Here is a 14722-nt window from a genome sequence, read left to right on the forward strand (position 1 = left end):
GAAAGGCGGAGTTCTTATGCAAGAGCGTTATGCAAGACAAGTATTGTTTTCTAGAATTGGTGAAATGGGACAAAGAAAAATAAGAGAAAAGCATGTGCTCCTAATCGGTGCGGGTGCACTAGGAGCTGCAAATGCAGAAGCTCTTGTTAGAATGGGAATTGGGAAATTGACAATTGCTGACCGTGACTACGTCGAATGGAGTAATTTACAACGGCAACAGTTATATACAGAAGAAGATGCACAGCAGTGCAAACCGAAAGCAATTGCAGCGGCAGAGCATTTAAGAAAGATTAATTCTGAAGTGGAAATTGTACCAGTAGTATCGGATGTCACACTGCAAGAAATAAAAGAGTTAACAAAAGAAGTGGATCTCATATTAGATGCGACTGACAATTTTGATACGCGCCTACTTATAAATGACATTTCACAAAAAGAAAATATACCTTGGATATACGGTGGATGTATTGGAAGTTACGGTGTAACGTATACAATTCTTCCAGGGAAAACACCATGTTTTCGCTGCTTAATGGATCATCCTATGGGCAGTGCAACATGCGATACAGCAGGAATCATTCAACCAGCTGTACAAATGGTCGTTGCTCATCAAGTAACAGAGGCGATGAAAATATTGGTGGATGATTTCGAGGCGCTAAGAGGAACAATGTTATCATTTGATATTTGGAACAATCAATATCTCTCATTAAAAGTAAATAGACAGAAGAAAAATACATGTCCATCTTGTGGAAATACACGCACGTACCCAAGTTTAACATTTGAAGCACAGATGAAAATGGAAGTGCTATGCGGACGGAATACGGTTCAAATCCGTTCAGGGGTAAAACGTGTTCTTCATTTAGAGGAAGTTCAAAAACGATTACAAAAAAGTGTACTTGTCCAAAAAACGCCTTACTTACTATCATTTCTAATTGATGAATATCGTTTCGTTTTATTTACAGACGGTAGGGCATTTATTCATGGAACAAATGATGTGAAAATAGCAAAACGTTTATACGCAAAATATATAGGATGAACAGAAAGAGAGTTGTCCCTTATTAAAACGAGGTGAAAAAGAATGTTAGAAAAACGTATACCAATTCCAGTGGCAGAAGCAGTTGCACGTGTAATGGAATATGCTTACCAAGGTGAAATAGAAAAGGTTTCTTTTATAGAAAGCTACGGTAGAACACTTGGAGAAGATGTTATTGCAGATCATGATGTCCCGCATTTCAATCGTTCTCCATACGACGGATTTGCGATTCGAGCAGAAGACACAAAAGAAGCAAGTAGCAGTAATCCCATTCTGTTTGAAGTGATTGGTGAAATTGGAGCAGGTTTTGTTTTTACAGAAGATGTGAAAGCATTTCAAGCTGTCCGTATTATGACAGGTGCGGCAATTCCTGCGGGGTGTAATGCAGTAGTTATGTTAGAGCTAACGGAAGGATTTGAAGAAAACGAAAAGACTTATATGAAATTGAAACGCTCCTTTGTTGCTGGGGATAACATTTCTTTTAAAGGAGAAGATGTAAAACAAAATAGCATTCTGGTGAAAAAAGGGACTGTTATTAATCCTGGAGTTGCAGCACTTCTTGCTACGTTTGGTTATAGTACGGTATATGTTGTAAAACAGCCAGTCATTGGAATTGTAACGACAGGAAGTGAACTGCTCGAAGTACATGAACAATTAAAGCCAGGGAAGATTCGAAATAGTAACTCTTATATGATAGCTGCGCAAATTGAACGAGCGGGCGGAGTTGTACGGTATTATGGACAATTCGTTGACGATTTTGAGACGTGTTATAACACTGTAAAAAAAGCGATAAAAGAAGTTGATATATTAATTACAACTGGTGGCGTTTCAGTAGGAGACTATGATTATTTACCGGCTATTTATGAGAGATTACAAGCTAATGTACTTTTTAACAAAATAGCGATGCGACCAGGAAGTGTGACAACTGTAGCTGAGTTAGAGGGAAAACTATTATTTGGTCTATCTGGTAATCCTTCTGCTTGTTATGTCGGATGTGAATTGTATGTTCGACCTGTCATTGGAACATACTTGCATAGGAAAGATCCGCACATATATCGTGCAGAGGCAATTTTACAGAAAGACATTTCGAAAGCAAATCCGTTTACTCGTTTTGTAAGAGGGAGAGTAGAAATTGTAGATGGGCAATTGCAAGTTACACCAGTCGGTTTAGATAAATCTAGCGCAATTTCTTCAATTGCAGAAGCGAATGCATTTATCGTTCTGCCGGGAGGAACGAGAGGATTTGAAACAGGAATAACCGTTTCGGTACTGTTATTAGAATCGAACGTCGGAAGTGAGTGGCCGTGGGAAGAGCCGCTTCGATCATACAAGTAATAGAAAAAGAGATTGCTAACTTATATAAGGATCAGAGGTGCAAGATGACACATACGTATTATGAAGTAATTGATACACCTATTTCAATTGAAGAAGTTACAAACAAAGTAATTCGTCGTGAGTGTGGTGCGGTTACTACTTTTATTGGTACTGTTAGAGAATTTACGAAAGGTCGACGTACACTTTGTTTAGAGTATGTAGCTTATAAGACAATGGCGGAGAACCAGCTTGAGAGAATTGGCACTGAAGTAGGAGAGAAGTGGCCAGGGACATATGTCGCTATTACACATCGCATTGGTACATTACAAATTTCTGATCTTGCTGTTGTTGTCGCTGTTTCTACACCACACCGGAAAGCTGCATATGAGGCGAACGAATATATTATGGAGCGTATTAAACAAATTGTTCCAATTTGGAAGAAAGAGTTTTGGGAAGATGGTGAGTCATGGATAGGTGATCAGTTAGAGAAGGTAACATATGCAAATGGTGAGCCTGGAAAGGAGAGGAGTATATGATTGAAGTACTATTATTTGCACATTTACAAGAAGAAGTAAGTAAGCCGGCATTACACATAGATTGTGAAAATATTACAGTTGCGAAGCTGAAGGAAGTTCTGATTAAGGAATATAATGTAGCAATTTCAAACGAAATTATGGTCGCGATAAATGAAGAGTATGCAAATGAGGATGACATCATTCAAGTTGGCGATGTCGTAGCAATGATTCCGCCAGTAAGTGGTGGTTGATTCTTTTCAGCCTAATCATGTTAGGACGTGATTAGGCTGGAGAGAATGAATATAACTATGCATACATAGGAGGGAACAGGATGAAAAGTCCTAATTTTCAATTAAGTTTACAAACTTCTAATCTAGTTATCGGTTTTATGGTATGGGTCATTTTATCATCATTAATGCCTTATATTAAAGCGGATATTCCATTAACTGCGGGACAAATTTCTATAGTAACAGCAGTACCGGTTATTTTAGGTTCTGTTCTTCGCATTCCAATTGGTTATTGGACAAATCGTTTCGGAGCAAGAAAATTATTCTTTATTAGTTTTATTTTATTATTATTTCCTGTCTTTTATATTAGTGTTGCCAATTCTATGATGGATTTAATTATTGGTGGATTATTTGTCGGAATCGGTGGTGCTGTATTCTCTGTAGGGGTAACTTCTTTACCAAAATACTTTCCGAAAGAGAGTCACGGTTTTGTAAATGGTATTTACGGTGTAGGTAATGCCGGAACAGCCATTACTTCATTTTTAGCGCCTGTTATCGCAACTTCAGTTGGCTGGAGAGCGACAGTACAATGTTATTTGGTTTTACTTGCAGCATTTGCACTTATGAATTTTTTATTAGGCGATCGTAAAGAGAAAAAGGTGAATACACCATTAATGGAACAAATAAAAGGTGTATATAAAAATGAAAAACTTTGGTTTTTATGTATCTTTTACTTTTTAACATTCGGATCATTTGTCGCATTTACCGTATACTTACCAAACTTTTTAGTATCTCACTTCGGATTAGAGAAAGTAGATGCAGGTATGCGGACAGCTGGATTCATCGTACTCGCAACAATTATGCGCCCAATTGGTGGTTGGCTCGGTGATAAGTTTAATCCATTTAAAATATTAATCTTTGTATTTATCGGTTTAACACTTTCAGGTATTATTTTATCATTTATGCCTAGCATGAACGTGTATACATTTGGTTGCCTACTAGTCGCATTTTGTGCAGGTATAGGTAATGGTACAATCTTTAAACTCGTTCCAATGTATTTCTCAGAACAAGCTGGTATTGTAAATGGTCTCGTATCAGCTTTAGGTGGACTAGGAGGATTCTTCCCACCGCTAATTTTAACGTTACTATTCCAATTAACAGGTCATTATGCAATTGGATTTATGGCGTTATCAGAAGTCGCACTTGCTTGTTTAATCATTACAGTATGGATGTATAGCCAAGAGAAATTGTTAGTGATGTTAAAGAATCATTAATAAGGAAAAAGAACTGTCCCAAAGTATTTTGGGATGGTTCTTTTTGTAATAGGCTTCAACATGTTTTTATTGCTATCTCAACAAACGCTCGTTTTCTAAAAGAGTGTGTTTTTAAAATGAAAAACAGAAGGTTTATGGAATTTTATTTTAAAATATAGAAGTCAAAAGTTATTCAATTAAAGGGTAGATTAGTGAAGGAAATCTTAAATCTATTCTAAAGATCGAACTCATTTTTAGAATGCAAATATTTAATTGAATCGGGATGTTTAGATGAAAAAAATATAAGTCCACTCAAGATAAACAAGTATCAAGTATGTTAGGTGTTTTAAGCGACAAGTATGGAATTGATGTAAGTATTCTTCGCATAGTAACTGCAGTATCAGATTTTTCTAGGGCCAGATTTTTTGGTAAGGCTAATGGATATTGTGAAAAAGAATACTTAAAATAAAAAATACCGTTTAGGTTGATAAGATAAAATTATGAATTTGTATAAACAATCCATAATTTTCTTTATGAGTTATATTTGATATGTTAAAGAAAAGAGAGGGGAGGGAAATGAAATAAGAATTTTTGATGAGCATTTTCATATTATTGATTTCAGTTTTCTGATTATTAAGAACTGAGGGTGTTTTCCGATGAATAAAATGTGGTCCATATTTAGTAAAGAGTTTAATCCAACTATAATATATTTGGAATGAGGTTTTACATGTTTGTTTTTATTATATTAGACGTGATATTACCAATATTAATATTGATGCTAATTGGTGCAATCTTACAAAGAAAGTTTCAATTTAACTTAAAGCAGCTATCTACACTTATTACTTATTGCTTGATGCCAGCGGCTGTATTTGTGAATATATATGATATTCGTATAGAAACAGGTTTGTTGCTCCAGATAATATACTATTTAATGCTTTATAGTCTGAGTCTGATCATAGTAAGTCATTTCATTTCAAAAATATTAAAGTTAGAAAAAGGAGAAAGTGCAGCTCTAAAAAATAGCATTTCGTTAATGAATTCCGGTAATTATGGGTTACCAGTAAGTCAATTGATTTTCAGTCACAATCCAGTGGGGGTTTCCATTCAAATTTTTATTGTTATTTTCCAGAATCTTTTAACTTATTCATATGGGATATATAACTTACTATCAGCAACAAAAACAATCGGAGGTATTATTCAATCATTTCTAAGACTGCCTGTATTTCATGCACTCGTATTAGGGGTTTTCTTTCAATCTTTTACAATTCAAATACCTAATTCTATCTTTATTCCTCTTAATCAGCTTGCGAATGGTTTTGTTGCAATAGCACTCATATTGCTAGGGGCACAATTATCCAACATTAAGCTTAATTTTTTCCATCGAGTCATAACATGGGCTTTAATTGGAAGGTTACTGATGGGACCATTATTAGCACTTGCTATGATATATCTACTAAACATGGATGGTATTGTTGCACAATCATTATTTATTGCAAGTTCTTTTCCTACTTCAAGAAATACATCAACCATTGCTATGGAGTATCAAATAGAACCTGAATTACATGCACAAATCGTTTTATTTTCAACACTTTTCAGCATTATTACAGTAACTGTCGTTATTTATTTGTCATATATTTTGTTTTGAATGTACGTGCAAAAAACGAATAGATTTGAGGTGGTAAATGATGGACGGAAATCCCATCGATATGAGAAGAAAACAGTCTTAAATATATTGAGTGTCGTTTACAATTGTACTATGTCTGATAATCAAGTGGCTTAATTCAAAAAAAGGAAACTCATTAGGGGTTATTTCGTATGTAAATCTTTAAAGCATCTACATATAGATTTGCGAAAAAAGACACAATCTCGCTTATAATTGACGTTACATGAGCTTAGGTTGATAGTGATGGGGGAGCGTCAAGTAAGAATTTTATCTTTATTGATTCCATGTAGTTTTTCCGTATTATTGTAAATAAGGGGGATGATTCTAAGTTGAGTAAACAGAATATTAGCACAACGGTTTCGGGAGATATAATTGTTACCCATCTAGTTGGTAATATAAAAACAGATGATGTGTATGAATGGTTTAATGGTTTCGAGCAGGTTTGTCAGCAATTCATTTCCGAAGGGCGGAAATACAAATTGTTGGTGGATAGAAAAGGATACACGCCAAATCATTTTTCTGTTCAAAAAGTATGGAAAGAGAAGTTTTTCAATGAAACCATTTTGAATCACAGTAAGGCAATTGCATTTCTCCTTGAAGAGGGGGAGATAATGGATTATTTACAACAATCTAATACGAAAGAATCTGTGAGATTTTTTGATGAGTATGAATATGCGCTAATTTGGTTGAATGAATATCCAATATAAAACCTGTATTGAAGCAGTTGCTCTCAAGCAACTGTTTTTTATGTCCGTAATTGTTGCCGTTATTTTTCTTCACAGATTCTTATCCAATTGCTTGTCTGAGCCTAAAAAACGAAACTAAAGCAAAAAGAACAAACGCCTCTAAAAACGTTTGTTCAAAGTTAATTACTATTTTAGCTGAGTGATAGATTACAATTTGCGAGTATGAGAAAGTTTTTTTATAAGTTTAGGAAGTATAGATGTTAATTCTTGCTTCATGCGCTTCGTAAACGATGGGTCCTTACCTGAAGTTGAAATAGTGACAACATATTCATCATTTCGAATGACACCAGGTGTGTGAAAAGATGATGCTGTACTACCACTTACAACGTTAACCCACTGGAAATCATGAGCGGCCTGTTTGACCATCATATTTACAGCATGTTGATTTGTAGCTGCATAAATAAGATGAGCATCTTTAATATCATCATTACTAAAAGTTTTTTGCTTCCAAGTAATATAAGAAAGTTCCTTCATTTCCTCGCAAATTTCTGGGCTGACAACAGTGACGAAAGCACCTGTATTTTTTAATCCAGACGCTTTTCGATATGCAATTTTACCTCCACCAATGATAACGACCACTTTATTTTGTAGATTAAACATAAGAGGGTACATGTTATACATATATGCATTCCTCCATTCGTTCTAATAATGTTAACTTCATGTATGTATCAAACTGAAGACAGTTACAAGTCGTAACGTGATCATATTTTTTTGTATGCAATTTAATTTTTTGAAGTAATAATCCGGTAAAGAGAAGGTACGGCATGACATATACATGGGACGCAGTCGATGTTATAGCCTTGAGCTCAGCAGCAAAAGAGGGAGTTCCTTTCGTTAAAAAGGAACAGGATACTGGCATACCAAGTTTTCGTTCGACAGCTGCTCTGATTTGTTGTAATTCATGTATCGGTTGTGGATCACTACTGCCTCGTCCTACGAGTAAAATACTACTATTTTGCATTGACATAGCTTCACGTATTCTTTTCACTACAAGTTCCACCATATGTGGATGTGTACTAAAAGGAGGTACAACTGAAAATGTTATTTGTGGATATTTCTTTTGTAGTTGCTCTATTTCAAAAGGAATATCACGTTTATAGTGAGCTGCTGCAAATAATAAAACAGGTACAATCATTATTTCAGTTACTCCCTCTATTATCGTTTCTGTAACTGCATCCGAAATAGTAGGTGTCGTTAGTTCTAGAAAAGCTATTTTTTGAATTCTTTCGTTTCGCTCTTTCATAACAGATTGAATAAATTGAATGAATTGTTCATTACCTTCCTGTAGCCGGCTCCCATGTCCAACATATACAATTCCTTTCATTGTCTCACCATGTCTTTCTTCATAAGAGTTTCTTGTAATTGATGATCTACGTTATGAAACCCAACTTTATTTGCATAGTGTAAAGTTGGAACGTCGGTATACGAGAATGGGAGAGTAAGAATATTGATAAAGCCAAGGCGTTTTATTTCTGCTAGAAACGTATCAATAGAAGCACGACCTTCAAATACAATGCTATCCCATGAGAATTCAGAAAGAATACGTGAATGAATTTCATCGAAGCGATGATCAATTGTGTACTCATGAGTCATCATATAGGAACCAGCACCAATTTTTTCTTGAATAACAGCAATTCGGTTAATGTTTCGTCCTAAATAAATCGTTGAATTCGAAGAAAATTGCGCAGGTTTACTGAACAATCCATATTGCATGAGCTTTTCTTGAATAGAAAGGTTCATATAGTGAAGTTCTGCCTGTAAGGAACGAATATCTTTATGATATTTACTGCATGATTGCATTAAGATGTCTACACTGTCAGCGGAACAAAATACAAGACGATCAACGTTAAAAATCTTATTGATTTGTTCAGAGGTTAATGTGTATTCTTTCTTTTTGAAAGTTGGAATTTGATATATTTCTGCACCGGACTCTTGTAACATTTGCTTTATTGCGCTTTTTTTATTTGTTGCAGATGCAAATAAAACTTTCTTGCTGTGCAATGGCTTGCGTTCTTTCCAAGAGATTTGATTACGTAAGGAAACGACATCACCAACAATTGTCATAGAAGGATTAGAAATATTTTCGTTTTTGACAATAGAAACAATGGTAGACAGTGTCCCTGTGACAACGCGCTGTTTACCAGTTGTACCCCATTCAATGACTGCTACTGGCGTATCTTCTTTTTTTCCTGCTTGTAGTAAGTTTTCACAAATTGTAGGTAAGTTTTTTATACCCATGTAGTAGGCAATCGTGTCGCTATTGTAAGATGAATTATATTTTCCATGATCGCTTAAAGGACCTTTTGCATGTCCAGTTAATAAAGTGACACTATTACTGTAGTCACGGTGGGTGAGGGGAATACCTGCATAGATACTAGCGGCGATGCTAGATGTAATACCTGGTACAATTTCATATGGAATATTTGCTGATGCTAAAGTTTCTGCTTCTTCACCAACACGGCCAAAAATAGATGGATCTCCGCCTTTTAAGCGGACTACGATTTTTCCTTCTTTCGCAAATTGAAGGAGGTGTGAGTTAATCATTTCTTGACGCATAGTATGATTCTTTGGCATTTTTCCGCAATAAATAAGTTCACATGTTTCTTTTGTATAATTAAGAAAGGAAGGGTTTAATAAGCGGTCATATAAGACGATATCTGCACGATTTAAGCACTCTATCGCTTTTTTTGTAATAAGCCCTTCATCACCTGGTCCTGCACCAACTAAATATACATATCCGTTCATATTCGCACCTCGTCTATTTTTATTTAAAAGGAAGCCAGGGGAGGCTTCCTTTTGTAAATTACATGTATATATAAATATCTCCGTCAATAACTTCTACTTCATACGTTTGAATACAACCGTCATCAGGTTTTTGAACTTCACCTGTTAGTAGTGAAATTTTCCAATCATGTAGTGGACAAAAGACGAATTCTCCAGATACAATACCTTCCGCTAATGGCCCGTTTTTATGAGGACAACGATTTTCTACAGCTCGAATATCGCCATTTGAAAGGCGGAATAGGGCGAAAGACATACCTTTCATTTGCACCTCTTTACCGATTTGAATAGGAAGGTCTTCTGCACGCATAACTTTTATTTTTTCTTTCGTTTGTATCATATAGGTCACAGCTCCTTATTTCACAGTTTCTACTTCATACATCGCTTTTAATGATTTCGTTTCTAGTGCTTGTCCCCATGCTTCTTTATATGTGCCACGAGTTTTTTGGAAACGTTCATTTAACGTAGTAATCATATTTGCATCTTGCAGTATTTCTTTTATGTGATCGAAGCCTAAACGTTCTGTCCAGTAGGCAGTACGCTCTCCGTAAATACCAGTTTCACGATAATATTGCATGTAAGCTGTAGCGATGCGAAGGACATCATCTTCAGTAGGGACAATCATTACAAAATCAGCTTCACGTACTTCTGTACCACCATTTCCGCCAATATAAAGTTGATATCCATTTTCGACACAAACAACGCCAAAATCTTTCGTCAGTACTTCCGCACAGTTACGCGGACAACCAGTTACACCCATTTTCATTTTATGAGGTGTATCTACCATTTCTAATGATTGTTCAAGCAACATACCAAGTCCTAATGAATCTTTCGTACCGAAACGGCAAAAACGAGAGCCAACACATGATTTTACATTACGAAGAGATTTTGAATACGCATATCCAGAAGTCATATTTAAGTCAGCCCATACGTTAGGTAAATCTTGTTTCTTGACACCGTATAAGCCAATTCGGCTTGCACCGGTAATTTTCACAAGTGGAACATCATACTTCTTCGCAACTTCAGCAATTTTCATTAAATCATCTGCTGTTGTAACGCCTCCGTACATACGTGGAATAACAGAGAATGTACCATCGTGCTGGATGTTACCATTCATTCTTTCATTAACGAAACGGGACGATTTATCATCTTCATATTCTTCTGGAATCGCCATACGTAAATAGTAGTTTAAAGCAGGGCGGCATTTCGAACAGCCGTCTTCATGTGCAAAACCAAGAACATTTCGTACTTCTTTTGGAGATTTTAAGCCTTTCTCGTAAATGGCCGCTACGACTTCATCACGGGATAAAGGTGTACATCCACACATACCGGCAGATTGCGCTGAGGCATCAAAAGCATCTCCAAGTGTATGAGATAAAACTTGTTCCACAAGCGGACGACATTTACCACAAGACCCTGCGGCTTTCGTACAGCCTTTAACTTCTTCAAAAGTCGTTAACTCTTGTTCTAAAATGGCGTGAACGATTGTACCTTTCGTAACACCATTACATCCGCAAATCGTGTCATCAGCACTCATAGTAGCAACGTTAAGTTCACTTTCTTCACCAGCTTTGTGAAGAAGAGAAGCGGCTGTATATTCTTGTATATCTTCTTCTTTCTTTAACATGCTAAAGAGGCGTGTTCCGTCAGCTGTGTCACCATATAAAACGATACCGATGACTTTATTGTCACGAATTAATACTTTTTTATAGGAACGTTTACATTCATCAAAGATTGATATTGCTTTCGTTTGAGCATCTTCATAAATTTGACCAGCAGAGAATAAATCACAACCTGCAACTTTTAATTGCGTACCGACGATACTGCCCGAATATCCATCAGTTTGTAAATTTGTTATATGTTTTGCTAATATCGCACCTTGTTCATAAAGAGGAGCAACAAGTCCATATGCGATACCGTCATGCTCTGCACATTCTCCAACTGCATAAATGGACTCGTCATTTGTTAGCATATAGTCATTGACTACAATACCGCGATTTACAATTAAACCAGCATCTTTTGCTATTTGCGTATTTGGGCGTATTCCGACAGCCATTACGACTAAATCACAATCTACAACTTCACCATCTTCAAATTGAATGCCCTCAACATGGTCTGTACCAAGAATTTTTACAGTTTTCTTTTCCATTAGAAATTGCATGCCTTGCGCTTCCAAATCTTCGCGTAATAGAGAAGCTGCTTTCGTATCTAGTTGCTGCTCCATTAAGTTTGGCATTAAATGAACAACATGTACGTCCATCTCTAAGTCAATAAGACCTCTTGCAGCTTCTAAACCAAGTAACCCACCACCAATAACAACGGCCTTTTTCTTTTCTTTAGCGGTGTCTATCATAAATTGTGTATCTTCAATTGTTCGAAATCCTGTTACACCAGGAAGAGTAGAACCTTCAACAGGTAAAATAAAAGCACTAGAACCTGTTGCGATAATGAGTTTGTCATATGTAAGAGTACGATTTTTTTCTGTGATAATGATTTTTGCTTCTCGGTTAATACTTTGAACTCTTTCGTTTGTATATAAAGTTATTTCGTTTTCTTCATACCAACTGTATTCATTCATAATGATATCTTGCATATTTGTTTTGCCTTGTAAAACGTGAGAGAGCATAATGCGATTGTAGTTTGGATGCGGTTCATCTCCCAAAATAGTAATCTCATATGAATCACTATTATGTTTTAATATTTCTTCCATACAGCGTATTCCAGCCATACCATTTCCGATCATAACTAAACGTTTTTTCATTTTCGTTTCCCCTTTTTCTGTGAAATGTTGAACAAAGGATTATATTTCTATTATAGAAAATCCAAAAAAGGGGAGATGTGATATTTATCACATTTTTATAATGATTCACAAATTGTTAAAATTCGGATTTATTCGAGAGGGATGTGTATATTCTTTACCAAATGAAAAAACAGGACATAAGTATGTATACTCATGTCCTGCACTTGATTTATACTCTCGTAATTGCACGTGGAAATAAAATGTTATTTTCTAAATGAATATGCTCAAATAAATCAGACTCTAGTGCTTCAAGGCGTTGGTAAACAAGTCGATAAGTGCCGCAAGCTCCTTCTGGAGGAGTAAAGTCATTTGTAACTTTACGAAGCTCTTTAATAATGTTGCCTGCGTGGTTATGTTCATTTTCCAACTTATCTACTACTTTACGTAAATTCACATAGTTTTCTTCATTTGGATTTTGTTCAAATTCTAAAATTAATGGAAAATCTTCTGTTTCTTCTTTAATTAAATGTTGTTCTAATTCCATCTTTAATTCGTGAAATAGCTTATGAATTTGAGCTAAGTGAGGCTGACTTGCTCCGTGGACGCGTAATACTTTCGTCACATACGGACTTAATTGTGGTAATTCTTCATTTAAATAGCGATGATGCTTATTTATAACATAATCAATCAATTCACGATAAGAAGCATTTTTCCAATCAATTTCAGATTCATTTAATCGTTTCGTATTATTATAAAGTGTATTTAATTCTGTAAGTACTTCTGTTGCTGATAAATTTCTTTCATGAATTGCATCAATAAGTGGTTTATTGCCACCACAACAAAAGTCTATTCTATATGATTTAAAAAGATCACTAGCTTTCGGGAATTGTGTAACGATCTCACCGACAATAGAAGTTTCAGTAAATGCATGTTTCATATGAACGCCTCCATAAAGTTTGAATGTAATAACTAAATTAAGAATAGCGATAAATGAAAATCAATGTGGTGATTGAAATCACTTATTATGTGTCAGTTTTAAGGATAATAAAATGAATTTTATAAAAGGAAGTGGGAGGGGAATTCGTCGTAATAGTTTCTGATAATAAAAAAGAAGCTTACTAGAAGCTTCTTTTTTATTACTATTTTTCGCATGCAACTCCATCGCCATCACGATCAAGATGTGAGTCATAACCTGGTTGTCCTTTATGTAAAGGGGCTTTCCCAGCCGCTCTAACTGCAGCACAATTTTTGTAGTATGCACTACTAGTATTTCCTGAAGCGGGTTGTGTTTGAGTTTGCTGTGCTTTTTGCTCTTCTTGTTGTTTACGAGCCTGTTCGTCAGCCTGACGTTTTTGTTCTCCTTGTTGTTTACGAGCTTGTTCATCAGCTTGTCGTTTTTGTTCTTCTTGTTGCTTACGAGCCTGTTCATCAGCTAGACGTTTTTGTTCTTCTTGTTGTTTACGAGCTTGTTCGTCAGCCTGACGTTTTTGTTCTTCTTGTTGTTTACGAGCTTGTTCGTCAGCCTGACGTTTTTCATCTTCTTGCTTACGAGCTTGTTCCTCGGCTTGACGCTTCTCATCTTCTTGCTTTTGAGTTTTTTCGTCCGCCTCTTTCTTTTCTAGCTCTTTTTTCTGTTCACTATCTTTTTGTTCTTCATTGTTAGATGCCACTTTTGTACTAGTTGCTGTCGTTTTTTCAGAAGAAGGAGCTGAAATACCTGATAGCGCAACAAAAATGACAAATAATACGGCTGTAATAATAAATTGTTTTTTCGCTACACCTGTTTTCTTAATTACAGATAAGATTGCTATAACAAGGAAGAATATAAATAGAATGAAAATTAAAGTAGAAAAAAACTCGACGACGGGGTGTTCCGACTTTGTTGTACCGGTCGTTATTAATATAATAGAAATCATAAAAAGAATAACGGTAGGACGTCCATATTGTTTTGCTTTTCCATTTTTCTTAAAGAATGAAATGATACATAAGATTAAAAGAATAAAAGCAATAGAAAATAAAGCTGCACCAATATTACTCAAAATCGCCATTTTCATACCTCCATTTGTAAGATTTTTCTTATTGATTATATAGGAACTTATTGGATATTACACGTTTTATATAAATTTAGAAAATTAATATTTTTACTAGACTTATAAATGATTATTTTGTATATAGGGAAAAATAGATATATTTCCTATTACTTTTTGAAAGATATTTCATAAATTATAGTATATCGATTGAAAGGAGGAGATTTGAATGGAATTTCAATTGTTGGTAACTTGTATATTACAAGAAGGTAATGCTTACTTTTTAGTAACGAAGGTAGACGATGTTATTACGTTAAAAGTACCGATTACTGCGGGAGTAGCAGGCTTATTTTTAGCTTTAGGTGTACCAAGATGTTCTTAATTTAAATCTCTATAGTAGAAGGGGAAGGGACATGCCTTCCTATTTTA

General features: G+C 35.4%; 15 protein-coding genes. 8 read left to right on the top strand and 7 right to left on the bottom strand.

The window, feature by feature from the left end; all coding sequences use genetic code 11:
- Positions 1-16: 16 nt before the first annotated feature.
- The 7 genes from QCI81_RS24530 to QCI81_RS24565 all read left to right on the top strand — a co-directional run bounded on the left by QCI81_RS24530 (position 17) and on the right by QCI81_RS24565 (position 6706).
- Entirely contained in the window at positions 17-1030 is a 1014-nt protein-coding gene (locus tag QCI81_RS24530; protein WP_001158064.1) for a molybdopterin-synthase adenylyltransferase MoeB, read from the top strand.
- Positions 1031-1072: 42 nt separating this feature from the next.
- Complete coding sequence (locus QCI81_RS24535; RefSeq protein ID WP_023521782.1) at positions 1073-2362, top strand: molybdopterin molybdotransferase MoeA; 1290 nt, start codon at positions 1073-1075, stop codon at positions 2360-2362.
- A 44-nt stretch (positions 2363-2406) separates the two neighbouring features.
- Entirely contained in the window at positions 2407-2877 is a 471-nt protein-coding gene (locus tag QCI81_RS24540; RefSeq protein ID WP_000149965.1) for a molybdenum cofactor biosynthesis protein MoaE, read from the top strand.
- On the top strand, positions 2874-3107 hold the full coding sequence (gene moaD / locus QCI81_RS24545) for a molybdopterin converting factor subunit 1 (RefSeq protein ID WP_000573676.1): 234 nt from the start codon (positions 2874-2876) through the stop codon (positions 3105-3107). Before QCI81_RS24540 ends, moaD begins: the two co-directional genes overlap by 4 nt.
- A gap of 80 nt (positions 3108-3187) precedes the next feature.
- A complete protein-coding gene (narK, locus tag QCI81_RS24550; protein ID WP_000841859.1) occupies positions 3188-4357 on the top strand; it encodes a nitrate transporter NarK in 1170 nt (389 codons plus the stop codon).
- Positions 4358-5063: 706 nt separating this feature from the next.
- Complete coding sequence (locus QCI81_RS24560; protein ID WP_000497496.1) at positions 5064-5981, top strand: AEC family transporter; 918 nt, start codon at positions 5064-5066, stop codon at positions 5979-5981.
- Between the two features lie 317 nt (positions 5982-6298).
- Positions 6299-6706, top strand: a complete 408-nt coding sequence (locus tag QCI81_RS24565; protein WP_232357456.1) for an STAS/SEC14 domain-containing protein — start codon at positions 6299-6301, stop codon at positions 6704-6706.
- Between the two features lie 186 nt (positions 6707-6892).
- Here the strand turns inward: QCI81_RS24565 and QCI81_RS24570 are convergent, their stop codons facing one another.
- From QCI81_RS24570 to QCI81_RS24600, 7 genes are all read right to left on the bottom strand, one after another.
- The gene (locus QCI81_RS24570; RefSeq protein WP_000282601.1) at positions 6893-7366 is read right to left on the bottom strand and encodes a precorrin-2 dehydrogenase; all 474 of its coding nucleotides are present in this window, start codon (positions 7364-7366) and stop codon (positions 6893-6895) included.
- On the bottom strand, positions 7359-8069 hold the full coding sequence (locus tag QCI81_RS24575; RefSeq protein ID WP_000676477.1) for a sirohydrochlorin chelatase: 711 nt from the start codon (positions 8067-8069) through the stop codon (positions 7359-7361). Before QCI81_RS24575 ends, QCI81_RS24570 begins: the two co-directional genes overlap by 8 nt.
- Complete coding sequence (locus QCI81_RS24580; protein ID WP_023521786.1) at positions 8066-9490, bottom strand: uroporphyrin-III C-methyltransferase; 1425 nt, start codon at positions 9488-9490, stop codon at positions 8066-8068. Before QCI81_RS24580 ends, QCI81_RS24575 begins: the two co-directional genes overlap by 4 nt.
- Before the next feature lie 58 nt (positions 9491-9548).
- Positions 9549-9866 carry a nitrite reductase small subunit NirD gene (gene nirD, locus QCI81_RS24585; protein ID WP_000616683.1) on the bottom strand — a complete coding sequence of 106 codons (318 nt, stop codon included), beginning with the start codon at positions 9864-9866 and terminating at the stop codon, positions 9549-9551.
- 15 nt (positions 9867-9881) lie between these two features.
- Entirely contained in the window at positions 9882-12287 is a 2406-nt protein-coding gene (nirB, locus tag QCI81_RS24590) for an NADPH-nitrite reductase large subunit (RefSeq protein WP_023521787.1), read from the bottom strand.
- A gap of 208 nt (positions 12288-12495) precedes the next feature.
- Complete coding sequence (gene ric, locus QCI81_RS24595; RefSeq protein ID WP_000679632.1) at positions 12496-13203, bottom strand: iron-sulfur cluster repair di-iron protein; 708 nt, start codon at positions 13201-13203, stop codon at positions 12496-12498.
- A gap of 202 nt (positions 13204-13405) precedes the next feature.
- Positions 13406-14314, bottom strand: coding sequence for an excalibur calcium-binding domain-containing protein (locus QCI81_RS24600; RefSeq protein WP_353810902.1), 909 nt, complete (start codon positions 14312-14314; stop codon positions 13406-13408).
- Positions 14315-14522: 208 nt separating this feature from the next.
- Here QCI81_RS24600 and exsG point away from each other — a divergent pair, with 208 nt between their 5' ends.
- Entirely contained in the window at positions 14523-14675 is a 153-nt protein-coding gene (gene exsG, locus QCI81_RS24605) for an exosporium protein ExsG (protein ID WP_000395679.1), read from the top strand.
- The last annotated feature ends 47 nt before the right edge of the window (positions 14676-14722 follow it).

Source organism: Bacillus cereus group sp. MG20 (assembly GCF_040459885.1).
GTDB lineage: Bacteria > Bacillota > Bacilli > Bacillales > Bacillaceae_G > Bacillus_A > Bacillus_A cereus.

Bases quoted from the DNA above. Each gene is read 5' to 3' on its own strand.
- QCI81_RS24530 (WP_001158064.1), top strand. From the start codon at position 17: ATGCAAGAGCGTTATGCAAGACAAGTATTGTTTTCTAGAATTGGTGAA.
- QCI81_RS24535 (WP_023521782.1), top strand. From the start codon at position 1,073: ATGTTAGAAAAACGTATACCAATTCCAGTGGCAGAAGCAGTTGCACGT.
- QCI81_RS24540 (WP_000149965.1), top strand. From the start codon at position 2,407: ATGACACATACGTATTATGAAGTAATTGATACACCTATTTCAATTGAA.
- moaD (WP_000573676.1), top strand. From the start codon at position 2,874: ATGATTGAAGTACTATTATTTGCACATTTACAAGAAGAAGTAAGTAAG.
- narK (WP_000841859.1), top strand. From the start codon at position 3,188: ATGAAAAGTCCTAATTTTCAATTAAGTTTACAAACTTCTAATCTAGTT.
- QCI81_RS24560 (WP_000497496.1), top strand. From the start codon at position 5,064: ATGTTTGTTTTTATTATATTAGACGTGATATTACCAATATTAATATTG.
- QCI81_RS24570 (WP_000282601.1), bottom strand. From the start codon at position 7,366: ATGTATAACATGTACCCTCTTATGTTTAATCTACAAAATAAAGTGGTC.
- QCI81_RS24575 (WP_000676477.1), bottom strand. From the start codon at position 8,069: ATGAAAGGAATTGTATATGTTGGACATGGGAGCCGGCTACAGGAAGGT.
- QCI81_RS24580 (WP_023521786.1), bottom strand. From the start codon at position 9,490: ATGAACGGATATGTATATTTAGTTGGTGCAGGACCAGGTGATGAAGGG.
- nirD (WP_000616683.1), bottom strand. From the start codon at position 9,866: ATGATACAAACGAAAGAAAAAATAAAAGTTATGCGTGCAGAAGACCTT.
- nirB (WP_023521787.1), bottom strand. From the start codon at position 12,287: ATGAAAAAACGTTTAGTTATGATCGGAAATGGTATGGCTGGAATACGC.
- ric (WP_000679632.1), bottom strand. From the start codon at position 13,203: ATGAAACATGCATTTACTGAAACTTCTATTGTCGGTGAGATCGTTACA.
- QCI81_RS24600 (WP_353810902.1), bottom strand. From the start codon at position 14,314: ATGGCGATTTTGAGTAATATTGGTGCAGCTTTATTTTCTATTGCTTTT.
- exsG (WP_000395679.1), top strand. From the start codon at position 14,523: ATGGAATTTCAATTGTTGGTAACTTGTATATTACAAGAAGGTAATGCT.